Raw genomic sequence first — 23,309 nt, 5'->3', positions numbered from 1 at the left:
TGACAGCGGGTGCGTGCGGGTTAGCAACTGCCCATGTCCAACGCCACCCGCATCCTCATCGCGCTCGTTCTCGGCCTGGGGCTGGGGATCGGCTGGGCCGACCTGAACCCGACAATGGCAACGCAGGCCGCCGACTATGCGAACCCCATCGCGACGCTCTGGCTCAATGCACTCCGCATGACCGTGGTCCCGCTGGTGTTCGCGTTGCTGGTCGTCGGGATCGCACAAAGCGCCGATGCCGCGCGAGCCGGACGGCTGACAGCCCGGGCGATGATCTGGTTCGTCGCGATCCTTTGGATCACGACGATTGCTGCAGCACTGGCCGTTCCGGCCTTCCTCGACTTATGGCCGTTGTCGGCGGGCGCAGGAGAATCGCTGAAATCAGCGCTGACCGGCACGCCGCCGCCGGGACCGGTCGTGGGCATCGGCGAGTTCGTCCAGTCGCTGATCCCGTCGAACCCGATCGCGGCGGCGGCAAACGACGCCATTCTGCCGCTCGTCGTCTTCGCCGCCTTCTTCGCCTTTGCCACGCTGCGCCTGCCGCCCGAATCACGCGAGCGGATCGTGGGATTCATGTCGGCGGTGTCAGATGCGATGCTGGTCATCATCGGTTGGGTGCTGGCAGTCGCACCGGCAGGCGTGTTCCTGCTCGCCTTCATCGTCGGGGCCCGAACCGGTGCGGCGGCGGTCGGGGCCTTTTTGCACTATATGTTGACGGTCTCGGCGATGGGTTTCGCGGTGCTGGTGTCCGCCTATTTCGTCGCCGTCCTCGGCGCGCGGCTGTCGCTGGCGCGGTTCGCCAAGGCAGCATCAGGGCCGCAGGCGGTTGCGATCAGTACCCAGTCGTCGCTGGCTTCGCTGCCGGCGATGCTCGCGGCGAGCAAGGAACTCGGCGTGCGCGACGGCGTCGCCGATGTCGTGCTGCCGCTCGCGGTCGCGATTTTCCGCGCGACGAGCCCGTCGATGAACCTGGCGGTCGCGCTTTATGTCGCGCATTGGTACGGGATACCGGTCCCGCCGGCGGCGCTGGCGGCAGGGGTCGCGGTCTCCGCGATAACGACCATGGGGTCGGTCAGCCTGCCGGGGACGCTGACCTTCTTCCTCAACATCGCCCCGGTCGCGCTGGCGCTGGGCGTCCCGATCGAGCCGCTGGCGCTGCTCGTGGCAGTCGAAACGATACCCGATATTTTCCGGACCGTCGGCAATGTGACGATGGATGTCGCTGTTACCGCCGCCGTGGCGAGGCGTGTGGGCGAATCAGAACCAGCGCCAAATCCCGGCTGACATGTCTGCCCCGGCCAGCGGGTGCGCCCAAGTCGCGAGCAGCCACACGACCAGTCCGCCGCCGAGCGCGTGCATCCCCGGCGTTGCCGCACCCCAAGGAATGCGGCCCGAGATCTGCCCGCCGAACGGCCAATAGCTGGTGCGCGATTCCCAGTCCCGCCAGGCATCGCCCATCAGCGCCGCCTTTTTGTGGTCCTGCCCCGCCGCCCCGACAAGGGCCAGGAACGCGACGAACGCGCACAGCACGATCACGGGCGGGCGCGGGGCAATCAGGACATGCGACAGCGACCACAGCGCAAAGCTCCACATCATCGGGTGCCGCGTGATTGCGAACACGCCGCGTGCGGGTTGCGCCGCAAGCTCCTTGGCACCCGGTGCAGGCAGCGCCGGATTGCGGACGAACGAGCCGAGCAGAAGGATACTCGCGGCCAGCATCACGACCGTCGAGACAGCCCATAATCCATCGCCGACCGCCCACAACGGCTCGCCGACGGGGACGCTGCGGAACGCCACCACCGCTGCTCCGAGCGTCGCGAACGACACAAAGGTATAGAGCAGCTGAAAGCCCGCCGTCCCCAGCCGTACAACCAGCGGCGCGCGCAACGGATGCGACATCGCGAAATGCGTGCCCACGAACAGCGCGAGTGCGGTGATGAGTTGCGGCATGATGATCCCCCCGGTCAGCGGTCGTAGGCTTTGGGCAATGCGCCTTCCTGCGGTTTCAGATAGCGGTCGCGCAGCCGCGTCTGGCGGGTGGCGAGCGATTGTTCGACCCCGTCGATCCACAGCCGCTCGGGCGCGCTCGACACTTCGAGCGGGTCGCCCGACCAGATCACCACATCGCCGCGCCGCCCGGGACGCAGCGAGCCGATCTCGCCGCCGAGGCCCAGTGCCTCGGCAGGCTTCGACGTGATCGCGGCAAAGGCGCTTGCCCAGTCGAGACCGGTCGCGCCGGGGATTCTGGTCAGCGCAACCAGATTGCCGGCATATTGCGTCGTGCGGATCGGCATGCGCGGGTCGTCGTCGTCGATGGTGCCGATCGAGACTTGCACGCCTGCTGCTTTCATCCGCCCGATGTTCGATTGCGTGGCCGCCAGTTGTTCGAACCCGGCAGGCAGGTCGTTGAGCGCAGAGGCGATCACCGGAACGCCCGCCGCCGCGATGTCGCGCGCCACCGTCCAGCCCTCGGTCGCACCGACGAGGACGAGACGGAGTTTTGGGAATTCCGTGCGGAGCGCCAGAACCTTGAGAATGTCGGGTCCGCCCTCGACATGGACGACCAGCGGCATTCGCCCGTCGATGACCGGCAGCAATGCCTCGGCATCGCGGCGCTGGAGCATCGCGTCCTTACTCCGCCCGTCGTAACCGCCGGGATTGCGCGCATAGTCGCGCGCCTCCGCCAGCATGTTGCGGAACATCGCATGGCTTGCCGGGCGGCTGCCGCCCGCGATCCGCGCACCCGCTTCGCCGAACTCTATGAACTGGAACGCACGCGGACGCGTCACGTCGTTGGCGTTGCCCGACAGGTCGATCACCGCGCCTTGGCCTGCAAACATGCTGCCCGCCGCATCGGGCGCGACGACCGCGCGGGTGATGCCGTGCGACCGGTTGATCGCAATCGCGGGCACGCGGGCATTCAGCCCGTTGGCGACATCTAACGACGCGTTGAACACGGTATTGCGCGCCGCACCGTCGTTGGTCGGATCGACGGCATCGACCTCGACCAAGCCCAGCCGCGAAAACCCGGCGACGATTCCCGCCGCAACCCATTTGCCGGTTGCGTCGACGACGCGCGCGCCTGGTGGGACGGCCACCCCCGCACCCGCCGCAACGACCCGCCCGTCACGGACGACGACAGTGCCTGCAACAGGCGCCGAGCCGTCGCCGATGGCGACGGTGCCGCCGGTGATTGCGACCGTTTCGGCGTTCGCGCGATAGCCGATGAAGCCACCCATGACACCGCACATCATGCCGAACATGCCGAGGGGAGAGATGCGACGACGCGGGCTCATTTCGTGTCTCCCTCACCGGCCTGGCCCAGCTCGAAATCGCTCACCGGCCGCCGCTTCGGATCGTTGGCGTCGTACATCAGCGCACCGTCGATCCAGACGCGCTCGGGGCGGGTGTAAACGCTGAACGGATTGCCGTTCCACAGGACGACATCGGCCATCTTGCCGACCTTCAGGCTGCCCGTCCGGTCGCCGATCCCCATGGCCTTGGCCGGGTTCCAGCTGAGCCAGGTCCACGCGATTTCTTCGGGGATAACGATCCCCGCCCGTCGTCCGCTGGCGAGCGCCTTGGCCGCTTCCTGATTGAGCCGCTGGATCCCGTTGGCGTCGTCCGAATGGACGATCGCGCACGCCCCGGCGTTATGGACGAGCGGGATATTCTCCGGAATGGCGTCATAGGCCTCCATCTTGAAGCCCCACCAGTCGGCCCACATTGCCGAACAAATGCCGTTCGCTTTCAACAGATCGGCGATCTTGTAGCTTTCGACGGCGTGGTGGAACGCGGTGATCTTGTAGCCGAACTCCTTCGACAGATCGATCATCTGCGCCATTTCGTCGGCGCGGTAGCAATGGTTCTGGACGAGGATATCGCCCGCCAGCACGCCTGCAAGCGTGTCCATCGCGATGTCGCGCGTCACGTCGCCGCCCTTGTCGAGCTTCTTTTTATATTCCACCGCCTTGGCCCAGACACCGCGGTTGACCGCCATATTGCCCATGCGGGTCGCAGGCATCTGGCCCCGGCTGCCGTACACGCGCTTGGGGTTCTCGCCGCACGCCATTTTCAGGCCATAGGGCGCGCCGGGAAATTTCATGCCCTGCACGGTGCGGGCATAGACGTTCTTGAGCACGACCGAACGCCCGCCGAACAAATTTGCCGAACCGGGCAGGATCTGCAGCGACGTGATACCTCCGTTGACCAGCGCCCGGCTAAACCCCGGATCCTGCGGCCAGACGCTATGTTCGGCCCATACCTCGGGCCGCACCGGCCCCGTCGCCTCATTGCCGTCCGACAGCGCATCGACCTGCGGACTCGGATAGTCGCCGAGGTGCGAATGGATATCGATGATGCCCGGCGTTACATATTTGCCGGTGCCGTCGAACACCGCGATATCGGCCGGGATCGGGGTGTCGGGCCCGCCGATACTGGTGATCTTGCCGCCCGACATGAACACGACGCCGCGCTCTATCCGTCCGCCCTCGCCGTCGAGGATGGTCGCGCCGCGAATGGCGGTCGGGGCGGCGGGATAGGGTTTGTAGGTCGACGGATACGGGTCGGCGTTCCATTTGACGGCGGTCGTTGCCGGTTTGGTCGAGACGCTCGCCGGTTTCGGCGCGGGGGCTGCCGAACAGGCCGCAAGGGCGACAACAAGCGCGCTCGCGCCGATCCGTCGGTACATCAGGCCGCCTCCTCGTCCTTGAGCGTATCGAGGTGCATCCAGCGTTTCACGATCGGCGAGAGCAGCAGCACGCCGACACCGACGCCGATCGCGATCCAGCCGAACAAATTGTAGATGTCGAGCAGACCCTGCTTGGTCATCTCGCCACTTTCGCCGCCGGTCGCCTCGCCGATTTTTCCCGCGACGAAGTTGCCGACTGCGGTCATGTAAAACCATGCGCCCATGATGAGAGAGGCCAGATGCTTCGGCGCGAGCCGGTTCATCGCCGACAGGCCGACCGGCGACAGGCAAAGTTCGGCCGTGGTCGCGAACGCGTAGTAGAGGAACACGAACAGCACCGGCGTCATCGCCGCCACGCCAAAGGTCGATGCGCCCCAGACCAGCACGAGGTTGGCAATGCCCATCTGGAGGAGCGCCAAGCCGAATTTGGCGGGTGCAGATGGCTCCAAACCCTTGCGTCCAAGCCATTGCCAAAGCGCCGCGAAGAACGGCGCGAACAGGATAATGTAGATCGGGTTGATCGACTGGAAGATGCCTGCGGGCACATTGCCGCGCTCGACGAAGCGGTCGGTGAACAGGTTCATCGACCCGCCTGCTTGTTCGAACAAGCCCCAGAAAATCGGATTGAGCGAAATCAGGAACAAGATCGCGAACATGCGCTCGCGCGGTTCCTTGGGCAGCTTGAAGCTTTCGTAGAGGACATAGAGCAGCAACGCGACACCCGAGATGCCGAGCAGCGTCTGGATGATGCCCTGCGACTGGACCAGCGCCCAGATCACCGCGACCGCGCCGACGCCGATGGCATAAAGAGTCCACTCCTTCGACTTGGCCAGCGGTGCAGGTGCCTCGCCCGCACCCTTTAGGGCACCCTTGCCGAGCACGAACACGACGAGCCCGAGCACCATCCCGATACCCGCGAGACCAAAGCCATAGCCCCAGCCGATTGTCTGGCCGAGATAGGCGACAAGGATCGTACCGAGCGCCGCGCCCACGTTAATGCCCATGTAAAAAATCGTGTAGGCACCGTCGCGGCGGATGTCGGTCAGCTTGTAGAGTTGCCCGACCATCACCGAGATGTTGGCCTTCAGGAACCCGGAGCCAACGATAATGAAAGCAAGCGCGGCCCAGAAGACGTTGATCGTCGGGTCGTTCTGCCCGCCGACGCCCTCGACCGCCATCAGGCTGTGTCCGGCCGCGAGTAGGATACCGCCGAAAACCACGGCCCGGCGCTGCCCCAGATAGCGGTCGGCGAGATAGCCCCCGAGGACCGGTGTGATGTACACGAGCGCCGTGTAGGCACCATAAATCAGCGACGATTTCGAATCCGAGAACAGCCAGTGTTGCGTGAGATAGAAAATCAGGATCGCCCGCATGCCGTAATAGGAGAACCGCTCCCACATTTCGGCGAAGAACAGCATGTAGAGGCCCTTGGGGTGCCCGGCGAACTCCGGCTCGCGCTGGACCGCGATCTTGGCCCCCATGGCAAGGAAAACGCCGAGTACGACCACGGCGATGGCCGCGATCCAGTCGGACTCACTCCACAGCGACATGTTCTTCAAGATATCCGACCCCTTGGCTGACGTCCGGCGTTTGCGCGCCGAAGCGTAACATTGTTGCGCGTGAGACTAGCGCGCTTTCGGCGGCTGTGAAGCGTCTTCTTGCGGCGAAGGAACGAGCGGTGCGCCTGCGGCTTTTTGTGCACGTACTTCGGCCAGCGTCGCCGCGATCGCCGCCAGACGATTTTTCCACCCTGGGTGGGTTCCGTCCGAGAAGATGCCGTAATCGCTGCGTTTTTTCAGCGCTTCCCAGAACGGCATGACCGCACCGAGATCATATCCTGCCCGTCCAACCAGCCATACGCTTAGTCGATCGGCCTCGTACTCGGCCAGCTTCGACGGTGTCTTCAGCGCGGCGTGGCGCAGGATGTTGTGCGCGAGTTCGTGCGCCATAATCGCCGCCAGCGCGTCGTCGGTAGGCGCAAGCGACAGCATCCGCTCCGAAATCTGGACATAGCGCCCATCGGCCTGCGTCTTGTCGAGGCCGCCCTGCACGATCTGAAACCGCGAGCGGCAGCCCGCGACAACCGCCAGATCGATCGGCAGCGACGCGCCGCCGCGACGGATGTCGAGCGCGACCTTGGGTGCCGTTGCCCCCTCGATGGCGTCCTCGACCTGCGCCACGCGGTCGTAAGCGCCCGCGCGCGGCCTGGCCGCGACCGTCGCCCCGTCGACTGCCACCACGACATCGCCGATCCGTGCGGCCAGCCCCGCGCCCTCGACGACGCCGACAACCGTCGGCCCCTCGCCGAGCATCAGGGCCGAGCGCGCATCGTCGCGGGTCGCCGCCGAATATTGCGCCGCGTCCTGGATAACCAATCCCGCGGTGCTGAGATGCTGGCCGGGGCACATCGCCGCCGCCCCCTGCGCCAGCCGCGTCCCGACCGTCGCCACACGCATGTCCTGATCGGCAAGGGCGCGGATCGCCGCCTGCTGGGGCGTCAGAACAAGGGCAAGCGCGATCGCAAACACGATGTCGTCCTAGCCGCGCGCTTGCCGCTAGGCGAGGCCGCTGTTAGCCGCGCGCTCATGTTCAACGATATCTCATCGCCGCTCGCCCTTCTCCACACCCGACGTTCGGGCAAGCCGCGCGACATGATCGGTCCCGGCCCCGATGCGGACCAGCTCCACGCCATTCTGGCCGCGGCGATCCGGGTGCCCGATCATGGCAAGCTCGCGCCGTGGCGCTTCGTCATTGTCCGCGCGGACCAACGCGCGGCGCTCGCCGGATTGCTGACCGACGCCTATCGCGCGGAAAAACCCGAAGCCGGTCGCCTCGAGATCGAGGCGATGGAACAGTTCGCGCATCAGGCACCGTCGCTGGTCGTCGCCCTGTCTTCGCCGGTCGCGGGCAGCAAGATTCCCGTCTGGGAACAGGAACTGTCGGCCGGTGCGGCGATCATGAACCTGTTGAACGCCGCGCATGCGTCCGGCTTCGTCGGCGGCTGGCTTACCGGCTGGGCAGCCTATAGCGATGCCGTCCGCGATGCCTTCGGAACTGCAGACGAACGCATTGCCGGGTTTGTTTTCCTCGGCTCGCCATCGCGCGAAATGGAAGAACGTCCGCGTCCCGACTTTGAAACCGTCGTGCGCGAATGGACCAAATAGTCCATCACCCGATTAAATGCGTGACTCTGTAGCGATTGCGGTGTATTAGTGTCGCATGACAGCCGTGGAAAATACACCTGCCCCCGTCTACCTGCGCCTCCGCGGGCTGCTGGCAGGCTCGATCCTTGCGGGCGAGTATCGCGAAGGCGACCAGCTCCCCTCGGTCCGTGCCTTTGCCGCCGAGCACGGCGCTAATCCGCTGACCGTCGCCAAGGCGTACCAGACGTTGCAGGACGAGGGCTTTGTCGCGGTCCGTCGCGGCGTCGGCATGTTCGTCGCCGAGGGCGCAAGCGAGCGGCTGCGCGATCAGGAGCGCGAGGTTTTCCTGCGGCACACCTGGCCCAGTGTCCGCGCCCAGATCGACCGGCTCGGTCTCGATCCCCGCGAGCTGGTCGAAACGCACTTCGCCTAACCCAACATTCCAGCCTTGACCGTCACCGCCGGTTCATCGACAGCCGGTAATCGCGCGCCATGGCTCTGAAATCGCTCTTTTCCCGCAAGACGCCCCTGCCGCCGCCCCGCACCATCGCGGCGGGCGAACGCCTTTATGCGATCGGTGACATCCACGGGCGTCGTGACTGCCTCGACGAGTTGCTGCTTCGCATCGGCGAGGACGACCGCGAGCGTGGCCCGGCCAACACGACGCTGGTTCTGCTGGGCGATCTTGTCGACCGCGGCCCCGAATCGCGCGGCGTGATCGAGCGGCTGACGCAACTGTCCAAAGCGCGTCCCTGCATCTTTTTGATGGGCAACCATGAGGAGGTGTTCATCGACGCGTGGGAGGGCGACGAAGCGGCGGCGCGGCTTTTCCACCGCATCGGCGGGCGCGAGACGTTGCTGAGCTATGGTGTGAGCGCAGCCGATTACGACAGTGCCGATTTTACGCTGCTGGTGACCCTGCTCGCGACCCATGTGCCCGCCGACCATATCGCCTTCCTGCGCGGTTTTCGCGATACGTGGCGTTCGGGCGATTATCTGTTCGTCCATGCCGGGATCAAGCCGGGGACGCCCATCGAGGAACAGCGCCCTGCCGACATGCGCTGGATCCGCGACCGGTTCCTCGACGACCCGCGCGATCATGGGGTCATTGTCGTCCACGGCCATTCGATCACGGCGGGGATCGACGAACGCCCCAATCGCATCGGGATCGATACGGGTGCCTATGCCAGCGGGCGGCTGACCGCGATCGGGCTGGAAGGTAGCGAACGCTGGTTCCTGTCCACCTGAGGCGCGTTTACCCAAGCACAACGGAACTGCGCTAAGGCGTCTGCCTAAACGCGCAGGATTTCAGGATTTCATGGCCCCCAAGCACCAGACCAAAGTCGCCGTCCTCGGCCTCGGCTATATCGGCCTGCCCACCGCCGCCGTCGTGGCGCGGTCGGGCGCGTCGGTGCTGGGCATCGATATCCACCAGTCGGTCGTCGACACGGTCAATTCGGGCGGCGTTCATATCGAAGAGGTCGATCTCGACGCACTGGTTCAGGGCGTCGTCCAGTGCGGGCTGCTGCGTGCGTCCGTGACGCTGGAGGCCGCCGACGTCTTCATCATCGCCGTGCCGACGCCGTTCGACGACGATCACGCGCCCGATGTCCGTCACGTCCTGACCGCCGCGCGCGGCATCGCGCCAGTACTCAAAGCGGGCGATGTCGTGATCCTGGAGTCGACCTCGCCGGTCGGCACCACTGACCAGGTCCGCGATGCGTTGGAGGCCCTTCGCCCCGATCTGAAATTCCCCCACGCCGGGAACGGTGCGGCGGATGTCGCCATCGCCTATTGCCCCGAGCGCGTGCTGCCGGGTCGCATCCTCGTCGAGCTGATCGACAACGATCGCTGCATCGGCGGCATCACCCCACGTTGCGCGCGCAAGGCACTGGCGTTCTACCGGACGTTCGTGCGCGGCGCGTGCATCACGACGACGGCCAAGGTCGCCGAAATGGTCAAGCTCAGCGAAAATGCCTTCCGCGACGTCAATATCGCCTTTGCCAACGAGCTGAGCCTCGTCGCCGACAAAATGGGCATCGATGTGTGGGACGTGATCGCGCTCGCCAACCGGCATCCGCGCGTCAACATCCCGTCGCCCGGCCCCGGCGTCGGCGGGCACTGTATCGCGGTCGACCCGTGGTTCATCGTTCACTCAGCCCCCGAACTGACCCCGCTGATCCGTACCGCGCGCAACGTCAACGACGGCAAGACCGACCATGTCATCGCGCGCGCAGGCAAGCTGATCGAGGCGGAAGCAGGCCGGGTCGCGCTGCTCGGTCTCGCGTTCAAGGCAAACGTCGATGACTTCCGCGAGAGCCCGGCGATGAAGGTCGCCAAGGCGCTGGCGGCGAAGTTCGGCGACCGCATCGCCATTGTCGAGCCGCACATCGCCGAGCTGCCGGCTTCGCTCGCCGCAACCGGCGCAACGCTGATCGATATCGACACTGCGCTCGCCGAATGCGAAACGATGGTCGTGCTGGTCGACCACGACATCTTCAAATCCGTCCCCGCCGACGAGCGGGCGGGCAAGATCGTCTACGACACGCGGGGCATCTGGGGGGCCAATTGACCCGCGTTCTGGCGTATAGCGACGAAAGCATCGCCGAAGCCGCACGATTGATCGCCGCAGGGCAACCGGTCGCGGTGCCGACCGAGACAGTTTACGGCTTGGCAGGCGACGCAACGAGCGACGCATCAGTTGCGGCAATTTATGCCGCGAAGGGGCGACCGAGCTTCAATCCGCTGATCGTGCATGTCCGCGATCTGGCGCACGCAAGGACGCTGGCGGTGTTCGATGCCGACGCGGAGAAACTCGCTGCGGCGCATTGGCCGGGGCCGCTGACACTGGTTCTGCCCGTTCGCGGCGATGCCGGCCTTGCGAAGGCGGTGACAGCAGGCCTCCCGACCGTCGCAATCCGCGTCCCCGCCCATCGCGCCATGCAGTCGCTGCTCGCCGCGACCGGTAAGCCCCTCGCCGCCCCCAGCGCCAATGCCAGCGGCGGCATCAGCCCGACCCGTGCCGAACATGTGCTCCGTAGCCTCGGCGGGCGTATCCCGATGGCCATCGATGACGGCGCGACCTCGGGCGGGATCGAATCGACGATTGTTGCGGTCGGGGATGGACAGGTCCGCCTGCTCCGCCCTGGCCCCGTCGTCATCGACGACGCAGTTGCAAATTCCAAAGCCAAGATCGAAGCCCCCGGGCAACTCGCGGCCCATTACGCGCCTGCGAAACGGCTCCGCATCGATGCCCAGACCGCAAACGTCGACGAGTGGCATATCGGCTTCGGCTCCATCCCCGGCGATGCGACGCTTAGCGCCACCGGCAGTCTGAGCGAGGCAGCATCGCGCCTGTTCGACATGCTCCACCAGGCCGACACACAGCACCGCCCGCGCATCGCCATTGCGCCGGTCCCCGACACCGGCATAGGCATGGCGATCAACGACCGCCTGCGGCGCGCAGCGGTCGGTTCGGGGGGCCGCGCATGAACATCCTCGTCACCGGGGCTGCCGGATTTATCGGCCATGCCGTGACCAAGGCCCTGCGCGCGCGGGGCGATGCCGTGGTCGGCATCGACAATCTCAACGACTATTACCCCGTCGCGCTGAAGGAAGCGCGGCTTGCCGATCTCGACCGGCCGACCAACGCGCCGTTCGTGTTCCACAAGGTCGATTTTGCAGACGAGACGGCGCTCGAAACGGCGCTTGCGGGCGCGCAATTCGACCGCATCGTCCATCTCGGCGCGCAAGCCGGGGTACGCTACTCGCTCCAGAACCCGCGCGCCTATGTCCGCTCGAACCTGACCGGTCACCTCAACCTGCTCGAACTCGCCCGCGCCCGCGCCGTGCCGATGGTCTATGCCTCGTCCTCGTCGGTTTATGGCGGCAATGCCAAGATGCCGTTCAGCGTCGACGACCGCGTCGATCACCCCGTCTCGCTCTACGCCGCGACCAAGAAGGCCGACGAGTTGATGAGCGAAACCTACGCGCACCTCTACCGCGTGCCGCTGACGGGCCTGCGCTTCTTCACCGTCTATGGTCCGTGGGGGCGGCCCGACATGGCCCCCTGGCTGTTCACCGAGGCCGTGCTGAAGGGCGAGCCGATCAAGGTGTTCAATCACGGCAAGATGCAGCGCGACTTCACCTATATCGACGACATCGTGGCGGGGGTGCTGGCGTGCGTCGACAAGCCGCCGCTCGACGACGGCGCGGCCAAACCCGGCGGCAGCGTCGCGCCGCACGCGCTCTACAACATCGGCAACAATAGCCCTGAGGAACTGCTGCGCTTCATCGAGATCATCGAGCAGGCAACCGGCAAGACCGCGATCAAGGACTTCCAGCCGATGCAACCCGGCGACGTCCCCGCAACCTACGCCGACATCGACGCGATCGCCCGCGACATGGGCTATGCGCCAACGACCGGGCTGGAGGTGGGGCTGCCGAAGTTCGTCGAGTGGTTCAGTCGCTATTCGCGACAGATTTAGCGGCCGGACTGGACGGTGAAGCGGTACAATGGGCTGATGACCCCTTCCGGCCAGACATGACCCCGGCGGCAACGATCTGCCCCACTTCAGCGGAAAGGATGGCACGTCCGTCGGCGGTTAGATGCCCCTCATCCACAAAAAGCGCCATATCGCGCAGCGCCGTACAATCGATCAGGGCAACCTGGCCGGCATACGCCTGCACGACGCGGTCGAAATGCGGTTTGGCAGCCCGCGACGCTGGATCGAGAATAGGCGTCTGCGGCGTCACGACGATTGCGACATGGCCGCCGGTCAACCGCAACAGGCGATCGAGCGACCGGCGCATCGCGGATTCCTGCATCGCGCCTCCGTAGCGCGAGGCCGGGTAAAAGGGTCGTGACCGGGCAACCAGCCTGTCCCAGTCGGCCAGCAAATGCGACGGGGTGTGCTGGTAATTATAGGTATCGGGGGACTGCAATTCCCCTGCGTAACTTTCGTAGCGGTTGAGCGGGAGGGGCCCCAGCACGCGCTTGCGCGCATGCGACACGCTTACGCGCATTAGCAGGTTGAGCTGGCGGGCATTGGTGCGAAGCGGGAGCATGAGACCTGCAGCGATATGATGCCCTTTGCGCGTCAGCAGCGGACGAGAGGTCAGCGAGAGCACCCCTTCCCAATCGAGCAATGCCAGATATTCCTCGGCGGCGAGGTCCGGGCTGCCGTCGCGGAACATCGTCCAGGTGCTGAACGCGGCAATCGCACAGCGCGGATGTAGGCCATAACGCTCAAGAATCGTCGATTGAATATCGACAACCTCGTTGTTGCCGCCCGTCGTGGCCGCGTTCACGAATGCAGTGCCGGGCGCGTTGCGCGCGAGGATTGCCGGGTCGAAGCCCTCGCGACCGTTCGAGGCCCCCAGAACGACACAGGTGCTGGCGGGGTCACGTTTCAGATCGATAACGCTTCTGGCGAACCACTGACCCGGCACGAACTCGAACCGCGTCACATAGGTGCCAAGCAACTGCGACCCCGCGACGAAGCGGAGCGTTGCGGCAAAAGCCGCCATCGCTAAGAGCGCAACAACTAGCATCGTTGCGGCGCGTATTGCCTCGCTCAAACCCGCCCAGCGCATCAGAACGCGCCGTACACAAACGGGGTGCTCGCCGTTTGGGTCATGACGACGACCGCGCTCAGCATCGCCAAAATCCAGGCGATGCGGGCGACGATTCGAAGGGGAGTCGGCACGAACAGCTTCATCGTGCGGTCCCGACCATCTGCTGCATCGCGGTGAGGTGGAGCATGACGACAATCGTCGCCAGCACGTAAAAGGGTCCGATGATCCGCAGCCATATCCCGACGCCCGGGTGCCGTTCGAGTAACGCCACACCGACCGTATCGCGCACATATTTTTCGAGGGCCAGCAGACAGCCGAAAACGATACCCCAGACGAGGAATGGCAAGGTGAAGCGGTGCCACAGGCCGACAAAGGTGAATGCCACCATCAGGCTGACCCCGTTGACGACATATTCGCTGCCGCCCGAAAACCGGCGCATGAAGCTGAGCTGGATTGGCAGATACAGATGCCGTCGTATCCAGTTGCCCAGCGACATATGCCAGCGGCTCCAAAAGTCGGTCAGCGAGGTCGCAAGCAAGGGACGATCGAAATTGACCGGGGTGGGCACGCCCAGAAGCCGCCCGACGCCGAGCGCGATCAACGAATATCCAGCAAAATCCAAATAGATGTAAATGAACGATATTAAGGTATCGCCCAGACCTCCGCTCGGCCAGTCGCCGTTCACGCCAACGACAAACAGGCGAAGAAGCTCGGCAAGAACGAATTTCACGAACAGCCCTGTGACGATGGTCTGGACACCGCCGAGAAAGGCGCGCCAGTCGGGTGCCGACAAGGCCCCTCGCGCATCGACACCCAGATGGTCGCGATACACATTGACTGGCCCGGCAGGCATCATGAAGAACGGCGCGAGATAGCCGCTCAGCGCTAGGGGGTCGAGCAACGGAGCCCCGTCACGGACTGCCGAGATCGCGTCCCAAGCGCGAAGTGCGACATAAGAAAACGAGACCAACGCCAGCAATTTCGTCGATCTTGGCCAAGGAACCGTGGCACCGGCTGCGGTGAATTCGAACATCGCCTTCTGCCAGACGATGACGCAACCGACTGCTGCCGCACCAGCAACAAGCAGCACGGCACCGGCTGTGCGCCCGTCTTGCCTGCGGGCGGCAAAAAGGCAGAGCCACAACAGCGCGGCGAACCCCGCAATCGCCAGCGTTGCTGCAAGGCCGAGAAGCAGGAACAACGCGATTAGGTTGAGCAGGGCAAACCACGTCGATGGCGGCATCGGCGGGCGCAACCGGATCAGCACGAAGATGACGAACGCGCAGATCCAGAAACGGAACTCAAGTTGAAAAATCATGCGCTGGCCACCCGGCTCAAGGTCCGGTCATGCACAGGAATGGTCCGTCGCTCGCCCCGTAGAGAGAGAGTCCCTCGCGATGATGGAGGCCGACAGCCCCGCCGTTCGCCGCCTCGACATGCAGCGACAACAAACGACCCGCTGCCGCCGCCCGCGCGACCCGATAGAAATAGGACGACACTCCCCTGCCCCGGTACGCTGGCGCGATACCCATCCGCGCCATGTAGTAGCTATTATCCGGGACGCGCTCAATGCCAGCAGCGTGGCGCGCGCTAGCTTCCAGTATCTGCAATCCCGTATCCGCATCGACCCTCGACACGAGGTGGTAGAGACTGGCAACCTGCCGGGGCGGCAGCTCTTCGGCAGGATATCCGCAGAACACCCCGACGAGCACGTCATCGGCATCGATCAGGGCCACGCCATTGCCGAGCTCGGTCGTGGTTTCGGTCATTTCGGCGACGAGCGCCTCGATCAAATCGTCTCGGGCAAGGGCGAGCAGAGCATAATAGCCAGCAAGCGATTCGATGAGCAGGGGCGCGGCAACCAGCCGCTGTTCGAAGCTCAAGTCCTGAACGATGGTCGAGCGCGCTGTACCGAAATCGCTCAACCGATCTTGGCCCGCACCAATTCCGCCAGATCGCCGACGTTGCGAAAGCTGGAAACCTCGCTCGTGCGGAATTTCACGCCGAACTGCTTTTCTACTGCGAGGATTAGGCGAATATGGGTCAAACTATCCCATCCTTTGACATCGCCCGCCGTCATGCCGGGCGAAACCATCAGGTCTGGCATTTTTAGCTGCTGCCTGAACACAGTCGCTATGCCGGCATATATCTCGTCTTCGGTCACGCGCTGCCTCCTGTCGATAATTCTGGGGTCACGCCATCGGCAACGGCGCGTATGGCGGACGGCCACCCCTGTGGATCGGGTCCGTGTTGCGCGACCAGCGCAAAGGCGATGCGTTCGAACCCCGCGCCAAAACATCCGGTGCAAGCGAACTCGCCGTTGGCATCGCGAATATCGAGCGTTCGCCCGAAAAAATTTCCGTGCCGGTTGAACGACGCGATGGCCAGCGACTTGCCCCGATAGGGGATGTCGGCGCGCACTTCTTGCTTGAGTTCGAACGCCGCCTGATAAGCGGCCTGATCGCGGAACGTATCGACGAAGAACGGGTCGTTCGCCGTCTCCACGCTGTAGCTCAGATCGAGTTCTGCCAAGATCGGTGCGACAGCGGCACGAACATGCTCGAGCTGCGCGGCAACGAAGTCTTCATCGCCGACGAACATGATTTCGCGCATCGTGAAGTTCCACGCCCGCTCGAGCGCGTACATGTTGCTTGCTTCGAAGCGGAAACAATGCCCGTGCGCCGTGGCAACGAGGCCGGGTGCCTCGATCCGTTGATTTTCGAGCATAGCGTAAAGATGATGGCACACCGTCGGCGACAGCATGGCCGGGGCCCGCGCGAACACGGCAGGATCGGCATGGACACGGCCGTCGATGCAACAGGCGTCGGAACTGAAGCTCTGGATGTCATCTATGTCGGCGTTGAGGTGGGTTACGAAACTCAGCGAGTGCGGAAAGTTTTTGAAATACTGGACGCGTTCCAGATATGCGGGCGAGATCAGCGCCGGGAATCGATAGGTACGCGCGGACATCGCCGCCGCGACTTGCACCAAGCGATCATCGACATGGGCGATAACCGCGGAAAGTTGCGGCCCGAGCGAATAATAACCGTCACCTTCCCGAAACACCTCCCCCCGTGCAGCGAGCGCGGGCATCGGATCGTCGCGGAAGGCCGACCCGCCGGCGCGGACCTCCATAACTTCGATTTCGGGTTCGAACGCATCGGTCGTCATGTCGTGAACGAGCTTCAGGACACGGTTGGCAATCTGCTCACGGTCGGCGTCGGGAATGTCGGTCACGCTAAAGCTGACCGAAGCGCCGTCGGGCGCGAGCCTCGCCGATACATCGCGGCGATCGAGATAGGCGAGCTTTGCTGCGACGTCGCTCCGCAGAAAGCCAGGCACGGGCGCTGGCAACGCGACGTTGGAGCGGTCGGTCATAGCCGGCGGGTGATCGCGACGTTCATCCCGCGCGGCTTACCCGCAGACTTCACCGATGCAAGGGGCCAACGCCGCTGTCCAAGAGAGTTTGTGGCGGGCGATCCTTGCCGCTACGCCGTGACCCCGTCTTTCAGCCGCGCGGCATGCCGCTGGCGAAATTTCGCGAGTTTTGGTGCGACCACGATCTGGCAATAGGGGTTTGCGGCCCCTTCTCGTTCGAAATATTCCTGGTGATAGTCTTCGGCGACATACCAGTCGGACAGCGGCTCGACGGTGGTGACGACCGGGGTATTTCGTACAGCTTGCGCGCGGACGATAGCAGCGCGGGCTGCAGCTTCCTGCGCGGGCGAATGCGGAAAGATCGCCGATCGGTATTGCGTGCCGACATCATTGCCTTGCCGGTTGAGCTGCGTTGGGTCGTGAATCTCAAAGAAAATGTCGAGAATTTCGTCGTAGCTTACCACGTCGGAATCGAATGTTATGCGCACGGCCTCGGCATGGCCGGTCGCCCCGCCGCAGACCTCTTTGTAAGTCGGGTCAGGCACATGCCCGCCAATATATCCGCTCTCGACACTGTCGATCCCGGCAAGGCCATCGAACACTGCCTCGATGCACCAGAAACATCCTGCAGCAAGCGTCGTGGTTTCGGTACTCATTGCTGTAAATTCCTTTGTTTCATAATTGCCTGCCGCCGTCTTGCCGAGCTGGTCCGCCCCCGCCGAAAACGTCGCGCACATTGACTTGAGACCATCAGGCCTTATCCGGCACCCCCTGTAATACGACAAGCGCGGCTTCGGAAGCGCCAAGGGTTGGTGGTGCATAGTGATTGGTCGAACCAAGTCCGACAAACACCTTTCGTTGCGCTTTTGGTTCCTCGCAGCCTTTATCGTTTTTGTCTTCCTGATCGGCGGCGCGTCGCGCGCCGACAGCATCTACCTGTTGGTCCTGCGACCGGTCGCCATTCTGGTGTGCGGCGCTGCCATAATCGCGCTGCCCAAAGGTGCGCTGGGCAGTTACAAGACACTCGCCTGGCTTGGCGGCGCGATCATCGCTTTGCCCTTGTTGCAACTCATACCCCTGCCGCCCGGATTGGCTCATCTGCTTCCCGGGCACGGGCTCATCGCCGACATCGACAAGGCCGCAGGCATCGACGCGTGGCGATGTATCACGATGGTGCCCTCCGCGACCAGAAATGCCCTCTTTTCGCTCAGCGTACCCCTAGCCGCTTTTCTGCTGGGCATCTCTATCCCTCGTGAAGAGCAGCAGCGGATATTGCCGATTGTCCTTATTCTCGGCCTCGTGAGCGCGCTGATTGGGCTGCTGCAGGCGGTCGGGACATCGAGCAGTCCGTTGTATTTTCACGAACTTTCGAATGATGGCTCGGCGATAGGGCTGTTCGTCAACCGCAATCATCATGCCTATTTCCTCGCGGGCCTGTTCGTCATGATCGGTACTTTGGCTGCAGTCTACGCACGGACCCCGCAAGCGCAGTCGCTGTTCGGATGGATCGCCCTTGTGGTTGCCATTGCGATGATTCCGTTCATCCTCATCACGGGGTCGCGCTCCGGGCTGGCAGTGGCACTGGTCGGCATCTTGGCCGGAGGCGCTGCGTACCGGCTGGGCACACGATCAATACGTGTCGCGGTAAAAAAACGCTCCGGCATGAAGAGCTACCTAGCCTATGTCGGCGCCGCAGTCGCGGCGTGCGTCCTTGTCATGCTCTCGATTATGTTTTCGCGCGCTATGTCGATCGAGCGCCTTGCCGCGCCCGGCCAGCTCGACGATCTGCGCTTCTCGCTGTGGATGCCGACGCTCGAGGCAGCACGGAGCTATTTCCCGTTCGGCTCGGGAATGGGTTCCTTTGTCGAGGTGTACCAGATTCAAGAGGCGCACGACATGCTCGGCTTGAGCTATATCAACCATGCCCACAATGATTGGCTCGAAATGCTGATGACCGGCGGCTTGCTCGGCGGCGCGGTGCTAGCGGTCATCGTCGTGGCCTGGGCAATGGTTAGCGCCAAAGTGTGGCTGGGTCGTGGCGCGAATTCAACCGACGACATCTACGCAAGGCTGGGATCGACCGTGCTTTTGCTGTTCGCTATTGGCAGCTTCAGCGATTATCCGCTACGCACCCCATCGATCATGGTGCTGGCAGTGATGGCAGCACTTTGGATGAACGTACCGTTTCGATTGCCAGCGAAATCCCCGCTAGGGTCAGAAAAGTAATGGAAGTCGGTCGCGCAATCCGCTAGCGCCACCTCAAATTTCAAGGGTTTCTTCATGTCCTTCCGCTGGTGTTTGATTGTAGGCATCGCCTGCCTATCGGCGTGCGTCGGCCCGTCGAAACTGGGTTCGGCCGGTGGCGCGCGGGGCGGTGGGCAGGCCGCTGGACAGGTGCAGGTCGCGCCAACCAATGTGCTTCCGCCGCCCGAACGGAGCGATTTGTTCGGCCAGAACCGCCCTTATCTGATCGGTCCCTTCGACCAGCTGACGATTGACGTATTCGGAATCGAGGATCTGAGCCGCAAGCAAGTGCAAACCGACGCGGGCGGCAGAATTTCCTTTCCGCTCGCCGGCGTTGTCGAGGCAGCTGGCAAGACGCCGGGCGAGCTTGAGGATATCCTCGAAGAACGCCTACGCGGTCGGTTCGTCCGTGACCCCCAAGTGACCGTCAATCTGCGCGAGACGGTCAGCCAGGTAGTCACTGTCGATGGCGAGGTGCGCGAGCCCGGGCTCTATCCCGTCGTCGGCAAACTCACGCTTATGCGCGCCGTCGCGCGAGCCAAAGGTGTTTCCGAATTCGCTAAGCTCGATGATGTTGTCGTGTTTAGAACTGTCAAGGGCCAGCCGATGGCCGCGCTGTATAATTTGAAAGCCATCCGTCGCGGCAACTATGAAGATCCCGAGATCTTCGCCAATGATGTGGTCGTGGTCGGGGATTCAAGTGCACGTCGTCTGTTCAAGGACGCCCTGCAGGTTATTCCGGCCGTCGCGACCCCCCTCATCCTGCTGTTGAGAAACTGAGCTCGCCGCCGGACTCCCTCGAAAGAACGAAACGCAGATGCCAAACTCAGTACCGATCGAGATGATGAATTCGCCGGCTATGGCGCAACAGCGACCCGGCATAGCCCCGCCGATTCTGCTGCAATATTGGCAGGTGGCATTGCGGTGGAAATGGTTGATCGCTGGCATCGTCGCGGCATCGCTAGTCATAGGGCTGATCGCGACACTGCTCGCCACGCCCAAATATTCGGCTGCGGCTCGTATCGAGATAAGTCGCGAACAGAAGAACATCACGAAGGTCGAAGGCGTCGAGTCCGAAGGAGTCGGACGCGAGCTCGAATTCTACCAGACCCAATATTCACTGCTTTCGGACCGCTCGCTGGCCCAACGTGTATCGAAAACCTTGCGGCTCTCCTCGAACCGCGATTTTATGGCAGCGCACGGCGTGGACACGACGAACGAGTCCATGTTCTTCAACAAGAGCGATCGGGCGCTCTCGCCGGCCGAACGGGCGAACCGCGAAAAGCTCGCCGTCAATCTGCTTATCGGTAATATCTCGATCGTGCCCATTCGCGGGTCGAGTCTGATCGATATCGTCTATACCAGCGCGTCACCGAAGATCTCGGCGCAGATCGCCAATGTCTGGTCGCAACAATATATCCAGTCGAGCATGGACCGCCGGTTCGAGTCGACCGCTGATGCGCGCAGGTTCCTCGAAGGAAGGCTCGCCGAGCTCCGCGCCCGGCTCGAATCCTCGGAACGCGATCTGGTCAACTATGCGTCGCAAAAGGGCATCGTTGCGCTGGGAAAATCCGAAAGCGCCGATGGCAAGACGAAGGTCGAACGGACTCTTGTGTCGAGCGATCTCGAGGCGCTTAACGATGCTTTGGCCAAAGCGACAGCAGACCGGATCAACGCCGAAAGCCGTTCACGCGAAAATTCCGGCAACGGGGCGAATGCGGAGGCGTTGAGCAACGTCGCAATCTCGTCGCTGCGCCAAAAGCGCGCGGAAGTCGCATCGGAATATGCCAAGTTGATGGTTCAGTTCGAGCCGGGTTATCCTGCGGCACGTGCGTTAGCCGAACAGGTGCGCGCGCTAGACACCAGTATTGCGCGTGAGGTTTCGCGCGTTCAATCGACGCGGTCGAGCGAATATTCGGAAGCTGCAAAGCGTGAAGCTGGGCTCAGAGCACGGGTCGACGGACTGCGCGAGCAGATGGATGTCCAGCAGCGCGACAGCATTCAGTATAATATTTATCAGCGCGAAGCCGACACGAACCGCGAACTGTATGACGGTCTGCTCCAGCGCTACAAGGAAATCGGCGTCGCGGGTGTTGCGGCGAATAACATTTCCATCGTCAACGCCGCCGATGTGCCGGACTCGCCTTCATCCCCGAAACTGCCGGTCAACATGGCGTTGGCCCTGCTCGCAGGACTCGTCGTTGCGGGCGCTGCGACATTCGCGCTCGAGCAGATCGACGAGGGACTGCGCGATCCGGGCGACGTCAATCGCCTGTTGCACATCCCCTTGCTGGGCAGCGTGCCCGATGCGCCCGATGCCGACGTCATAGCGATGCTGAACGATGCGAAGTCGTCGCTGTCCGAAGCATATATTTCAATCCGTTCCAGCCTGGCGTTTTCGACCGATCACGGCGTGCCACGCTCGCTGATGATAACCAGTACCCGGCCTGCCGAAGGGAAGAGTACGACCAGTCTTGCGTTGGCAACGGTGCTTGGTCGCACGGGGAAAAATGTCCTGCTGATCGATGCCGACATGCGCTCCCCGTCGCTGCATAGCTTTGTCGAAGTCGGCAATGCGTCGGGCCTCAGCAACATCCTTGCGGGCGACAATGACTGGGCGAAGTATCTGAAGCCAACGAACTCGCGCGGTCTGCAGTTGCTTCCGGCCGGTCCGACCCCGCCGAGCGCTGCCGAATTGCTCAGCAGCGATCGCATGAAGATGCTGGTGACCCAGCTCCTCGGCCAGTTCGATCATGTCGTGATCGATTCGCCACCCGTGCTCGGCCTGGCCGACGCGCCGTTGCTCGCCCGCGCCGTCGAAGGCTGTGTTTTCATCATCGAGGTCGAAGGGGTCGCCGTCCGCGGGCTCAAGACGTCGATCGACCGACTGAGAGCGGTGCACGCCCAGATTGCCGGTGCCGTGCTGACCAAGCTCAAGGCGAACCACGCCGGTTACGGTTATGGCTATGGCTACGGCTATGGCTATGGCAGCACCGACCAATCGGCGTGAGTGCGCTTGCGGCAGGGCCCAGCCGGCACATTACACTGGGCTTCCGCGGACTCGTGGCGGTCCTCGCCGCGACCATGGCCTCGCTGTCGTTCGGTGATGCGCTTGCGACCATCGCCCTCGTCACTAATTCACGCGCGGGGTTGGGCATTTTGCCGTCGAATGGCTATGCGCTGGCCGCCAGCGCAAATAACAAAATCCTCGTTTCCACGGGCAAGCCCGATGCCAGTACCGCCGACCGATTGGCGCATGCGGCATTACGCAGCGACCCGGTAAATCCCGCCGCGCTGCGTGCTCTCGGGCTGGTTGCCGATTTGCGGGGGAACCCCGCCGGATCCAGACCCTTTTTCCAGCTGGCACAGCGAGCCACACGCAGGGACCTTGCCACCAACCTGTGGCATATCGAAGATGCCTCGCAATCGGGTAATCTGGCTGCGACGCTCTACCAATACGATATTGCGATCCGGACGACGAAAGAAGCGCACACACTGCTTTTTTCAACCCTGACCACCGCGTTGGAGGATGCCGAAATTCGCCAGGCGTTCGTGCCATATTTCCACAAGCCGCCGCCCTGGCTGCCGACGTTTCTCGATTTTGCGATTGACCAGAGCAAGGCAACATCGGTATTCGCCGATCTTGCCCAGCGCGCGGGCGGATTTCCCAAAGCACCGGAGTATCGCGGTCGGGAGGGTTTTCTGCTCGACCGGCTCGCCGTCGTGCGTGATTTCGACGCGGCGCGCACAGTCTATCGCCTGATTCCAAGGTCGGACCCGCAGACGCTGACGACGATTGAACTGACGCCGGCAAATCTGGACAAGAATCGCGCGCCGATAAGCTGGAAGTTTTTTGTCGATGCCGAAAAGGGCGCGGAGATCGAAAGCGAAGCCGACAGCGCAGGCGAAAATCGGCTCGTAATTTTCGCGCAGCCCAATGTCGGCGGGGTCGTGGGCCAAAAGCTGCTCTATGCGGCTGCCGGCCCGATCAAGGTCAGCGCAGTCGTGGAATTCGCCACGTCGGCCCTAGGTGGCTCGGTTACCTTCAATCTCAATTGCGAGGCGAAGACCGGGCAGACTGTCATTGCAGCGCAGTCCGTGCCGAGTACCGCCGTCGGACGGGTGAAGGCCGATTTTTCGGCCAATGTCACGGCGGCATGCCCCGTCCAGTCGGTCACCATTACGACCCGTGGTGGAAGCACGAGCGCAACCGAGGCAGTCATCTCAGGCCTCCGGCTCGCGCGTTTGCCACAGCGAAGTCTGTAACGGCCCGACGG

The 23,309-nt window shown here is 63.4% G+C and carries 23 protein-coding genes; 11 read left to right on the top strand and 12 right to left on the bottom strand.

The window, feature by feature from the left end; genetic code table 11:
• Positions 1 to 33 precede the first annotated feature (33 nt).
• Positions 34 to 1,284, top strand: a complete 1,251-nt coding sequence (locus M0209_RS01620) for a dicarboxylate/amino acid:cation symporter (protein WP_258886441.1) — start codon at positions 34 to 36, stop codon at positions 1,282 to 1,284.
• On the opposite strand, the gene M0209_RS01615 is transcribed toward M0209_RS01620, so the two are convergent.
• The 5 genes from M0209_RS01615 to M0209_RS01595 form a co-directional block, all read right to left on the bottom strand.
• Positions 1,258 to 1,950, bottom strand: a complete 693-nt coding sequence (locus M0209_RS01615; protein ID WP_258886440.1) for an NnrU family protein — start codon at positions 1,948 to 1,950, stop codon at positions 1,258 to 1,260. The genes M0209_RS01620 and M0209_RS01615 overlap by 27 nt on opposite strands.
• A gap of 14 nt (positions 1,951 to 1,964) precedes the next feature.
• Entirely contained in the window at positions 1,965 to 3,254 is a 1,290-nt protein-coding gene (locus M0209_RS01610) for an amidohydrolase family protein (RefSeq protein WP_258889536.1), read from the bottom strand.
• A gap of 38 nt (positions 3,255 to 3,292) precedes the next feature.
• On the bottom strand, positions 3,293 to 4,690 hold the full coding sequence (locus tag M0209_RS01605; protein ID WP_258886439.1) for an amidohydrolase: 1,398 nt from the start codon (positions 4,688 to 4,690) through the stop codon (positions 3,293 to 3,295).
• The gene (locus tag M0209_RS01600; protein WP_258886435.1) at positions 4,690 to 6,249 is read right to left on the bottom strand and encodes a peptide MFS transporter; all 1,560 of its coding nucleotides are present in this window, start codon (positions 6,247 to 6,249) and stop codon (positions 4,690 to 4,692) included. Before M0209_RS01600 ends, M0209_RS01605 begins: the two co-directional genes overlap by 1 nt.
• A 66-nt stretch (positions 6,250 to 6,315) precedes the next feature.
• Entirely contained in the window at positions 6,316 to 7,218 is a 903-nt protein-coding gene (locus M0209_RS01595; protein WP_258886434.1) for a M48 family metalloprotease, read from the bottom strand.
• 57 nt (positions 7,219 to 7,275) lie between these two features.
• On the opposite strand from M0209_RS01595, the gene M0209_RS01590 reads away from it, so the two are divergent.
• The 6 genes from M0209_RS01590 to M0209_RS01565 all read left to right on the top strand — a co-directional run bounded on the left by M0209_RS01590 (position 7,276) and on the right by M0209_RS01565 (position 12,320).
• Positions 7,276 to 7,854, top strand: a complete 579-nt coding sequence (locus M0209_RS01590; RefSeq protein ID WP_258886428.1) for a nitroreductase — start codon at positions 7,276 to 7,278, stop codon at positions 7,852 to 7,854.
• Between the two features lie 55 nt (positions 7,855 to 7,909).
• Entirely contained in the window at positions 7,910 to 8,266 is a 357-nt protein-coding gene (locus tag M0209_RS01585; protein WP_258886427.1) for a GntR family transcriptional regulator, read from the top strand.
• Between the two features lie 59 nt (positions 8,267 to 8,325).
• Positions 8,326 to 9,081: a metallophosphoesterase family protein gene (locus M0209_RS01580; protein WP_258886421.1), complete on the top strand. Its 756-nt coding sequence runs from the start codon at positions 8,326 to 8,328 to the stop codon at positions 9,079 to 9,081.
• Between the two features lie 70 nt (positions 9,082 to 9,151).
• The gene (wecC, locus tag M0209_RS01575) at positions 9,152 to 10,405 is read left to right on the top strand and encodes a UDP-N-acetyl-D-mannosamine dehydrogenase (RefSeq protein ID WP_258886420.1); all 1,254 of its coding nucleotides are present in this window, start codon (positions 9,152 to 9,154) and stop codon (positions 10,403 to 10,405) included.
• Complete coding sequence (locus tag M0209_RS01570) at positions 10,402 to 11,325, top strand: L-threonylcarbamoyladenylate synthase (RefSeq protein ID WP_258886417.1); 924 nt, start codon at positions 10,402 to 10,404, stop codon at positions 11,323 to 11,325. The genes wecC and M0209_RS01570 overlap by 4 nt, the downstream gene beginning before the upstream one ends.
• Positions 11,322 to 12,320 carry an SDR family NAD(P)-dependent oxidoreductase gene (locus M0209_RS01565; RefSeq protein ID WP_258886414.1) on the top strand — a complete coding sequence of 333 codons (999 nt, stop codon included), beginning with the start codon at positions 11,322 to 11,324 and terminating at the stop codon, positions 12,318 to 12,320. The genes M0209_RS01570 and M0209_RS01565 overlap by 4 nt, the downstream gene beginning before the upstream one ends.
• Here M0209_RS01565 and M0209_RS01560 read toward each other — a convergent pair.
• The 7 genes from M0209_RS01560 to msrA form a co-directional block, all read right to left on the bottom strand.
• Positions 12,295 to 13,362 (bottom strand): hypothetical protein, encoded by a 1,068-nt coding sequence (locus M0209_RS01560; protein ID WP_258886413.1) that lies wholly within the window; start codon positions 13,360 to 13,362, stop codon positions 12,295 to 12,297. The genes M0209_RS01565 and M0209_RS01560 overlap by 26 nt on opposite strands.
• A 65-nt stretch (positions 13,363 to 13,427) precedes the next feature.
• Complete coding sequence (locus tag M0209_RS01555) at positions 13,428 to 13,553, bottom strand: hypothetical protein (protein WP_258886412.1); 126 nt, start codon at positions 13,551 to 13,553, stop codon at positions 13,428 to 13,430.
• Positions 13,550 to 14,728, bottom strand: a complete 1,179-nt coding sequence (locus M0209_RS01550; RefSeq protein ID WP_258886411.1) for an MBOAT family O-acyltransferase — start codon at positions 14,726 to 14,728, stop codon at positions 13,550 to 13,552. Before M0209_RS01550 ends, M0209_RS01555 begins: the two co-directional genes overlap by 4 nt.
• Positions 14,729 to 14,744: 16 nt before the next feature.
• Positions 14,745 to 15,335: a GNAT family N-acetyltransferase gene (locus M0209_RS01545; RefSeq protein WP_258886410.1), complete on the bottom strand. Its 591-nt coding sequence runs from the start codon at positions 15,333 to 15,335 to the stop codon at positions 14,745 to 14,747.
• Complete coding sequence (locus M0209_RS01540) at positions 15,332 to 15,574, bottom strand: acyl carrier protein (protein WP_258886409.1); 243 nt, start codon at positions 15,572 to 15,574, stop codon at positions 15,332 to 15,334. The genes M0209_RS01545 and M0209_RS01540 overlap by 4 nt, the downstream gene beginning before the upstream one ends.
• Positions 15,571 to 16,788, bottom strand: coding sequence for a hypothetical protein (locus M0209_RS01535; protein ID WP_258886408.1), 1,218 nt, complete (start codon positions 16,786 to 16,788; stop codon positions 15,571 to 15,573). Before M0209_RS01535 ends, M0209_RS01540 begins: the two co-directional genes overlap by 4 nt.
• A gap of 110 nt (positions 16,789 to 16,898) precedes the next feature.
• A complete protein-coding gene (gene msrA / locus M0209_RS01530) occupies positions 16,899 to 17,444 on the bottom strand; it encodes a peptide-methionine (S)-S-oxide reductase MsrA (protein WP_258886407.1) in 546 nt (181 codons plus the stop codon).
• A gap of 166 nt (positions 17,445 to 17,610) precedes the next feature.
• Here msrA and M0209_RS01525 point away from each other — a divergent pair, with 166 nt between their 5' ends.
• The 4 genes from M0209_RS01525 to M0209_RS01510 are packed head-to-tail and all read left to right on the top strand — an operon-like array spanning position 17,611 to position 23,298.
• Entirely contained in the window at positions 17,611 to 19,014 is a 1,404-nt protein-coding gene (locus tag M0209_RS01525; RefSeq protein ID WP_258886406.1) for an O-antigen ligase, read from the top strand.
• 54 nt (positions 19,015 to 19,068) lie between these two features.
• A complete protein-coding gene (locus M0209_RS01520; RefSeq protein ID WP_258886405.1) occupies positions 19,069 to 19,812 on the top strand; it encodes a polysaccharide biosynthesis/export family protein in 744 nt (247 codons plus the stop codon).
• Between the two features lie 37 nt (positions 19,813 to 19,849).
• On the top strand, positions 19,850 to 22,042 hold the full coding sequence (locus tag M0209_RS01515; RefSeq protein WP_258886404.1) for a polysaccharide biosynthesis tyrosine autokinase: 2,193 nt from the start codon (positions 19,850 to 19,852) through the stop codon (positions 22,040 to 22,042).
• 53 nt (positions 22,043 to 22,095) lie between these two features.
• A complete protein-coding gene (locus M0209_RS01510) occupies positions 22,096 to 23,298 on the top strand; it encodes a M48 family metallopeptidase (RefSeq protein WP_258886403.1) in 1,203 nt (400 codons plus the stop codon).
• Positions 23,299 to 23,309 lie beyond the last annotated feature (11 nt).

This window comes from Sphingomonas sp. SUN039 (assembly GCF_024758725.1).
Lineage (GTDB): Bacteria > Pseudomonadota > Alphaproteobacteria > Sphingomonadales > Sphingomonadaceae > Sphingomonas_O.
This window is presented reverse-complemented; position numbering and strand designations above follow the sequence as displayed.

Excerpts from the sequence above, each read along its gene's own strand:
- M0209_RS01620 (WP_258886441.1), top strand. The coding sequence starts at position 34 with ATGTCCAACGCCACCCGCATCCTCATCGCGCTCGTTCTCGGCCTGGGG.
- M0209_RS01615 (WP_258886440.1), bottom strand. The coding sequence starts at position 1,950 with ATGCCGCAACTCATCACCGCACTCGCGCTGTTCGTGGGCACGCATTTC.
- M0209_RS01610 (WP_258889536.1), bottom strand. The coding sequence starts at position 3,254 with ATGATGTGCGGTGTCATGGGTGGCTTCATCGGCTATCGCGCGAACGCC.
- M0209_RS01605 (WP_258886439.1), bottom strand. The coding sequence starts at position 4,690 with ATGTACCGACGGATCGGCGCGAGCGCGCTTGTTGTCGCCCTTGCGGCC.
- M0209_RS01590 (WP_258886428.1), top strand. The coding sequence starts at position 7,276 with ATGTTCAACGATATCTCATCGCCGCTCGCCCTTCTCCACACCCGACGT.
- M0209_RS01585 (WP_258886427.1), top strand. The coding sequence starts at position 7,910 with ATGACAGCCGTGGAAAATACACCTGCCCCCGTCTACCTGCGCCTCCGC.
- M0209_RS01580 (WP_258886421.1), top strand. The coding sequence starts at position 8,326 with ATGGCTCTGAAATCGCTCTTTTCCCGCAAGACGCCCCTGCCGCCGCCC.
- wecC (WP_258886420.1), top strand. The coding sequence starts at position 9,152 with ATGGCCCCCAAGCACCAGACCAAAGTCGCCGTCCTCGGCCTCGGCTAT.
- M0209_RS01565 (WP_258886414.1), top strand. The coding sequence starts at position 11,322 with ATGAACATCCTCGTCACCGGGGCTGCCGGATTTATCGGCCATGCCGTG.
- M0209_RS01560 (WP_258886413.1), bottom strand. The coding sequence starts at position 13,362 with ATGGCGGCTTTTGCCGCAACGCTCCGCTTCGTCGCGGGGTCGCAGTTG.
- M0209_RS01555 (WP_258886412.1), bottom strand. The coding sequence starts at position 13,553 with ATGAAGCTGTTCGTGCCGACTCCCCTTCGAATCGTCGCCCGCATCGCC.
- M0209_RS01550 (WP_258886411.1), bottom strand. The coding sequence starts at position 14,728 with ATGATTTTTCAACTTGAGTTCCGTTTCTGGATCTGCGCGTTCGTCATC.
- M0209_RS01535 (WP_258886408.1), bottom strand. The coding sequence starts at position 16,788 with ATGACCGACCGCTCCAACGTCGCGTTGCCAGCGCCCGTGCCTGGCTTT.
- msrA (WP_258886407.1), bottom strand. The coding sequence starts at position 17,444 with ATGAGTACCGAAACCACGACGCTTGCTGCAGGATGTTTCTGGTGCATC.
- M0209_RS01520 (WP_258886405.1), top strand. The coding sequence starts at position 19,069 with ATGTCCTTCCGCTGGTGTTTGATTGTAGGCATCGCCTGCCTATCGGCG.
- M0209_RS01515 (WP_258886404.1), top strand. The coding sequence starts at position 19,850 with ATGCCAAACTCAGTACCGATCGAGATGATGAATTCGCCGGCTATGGCG.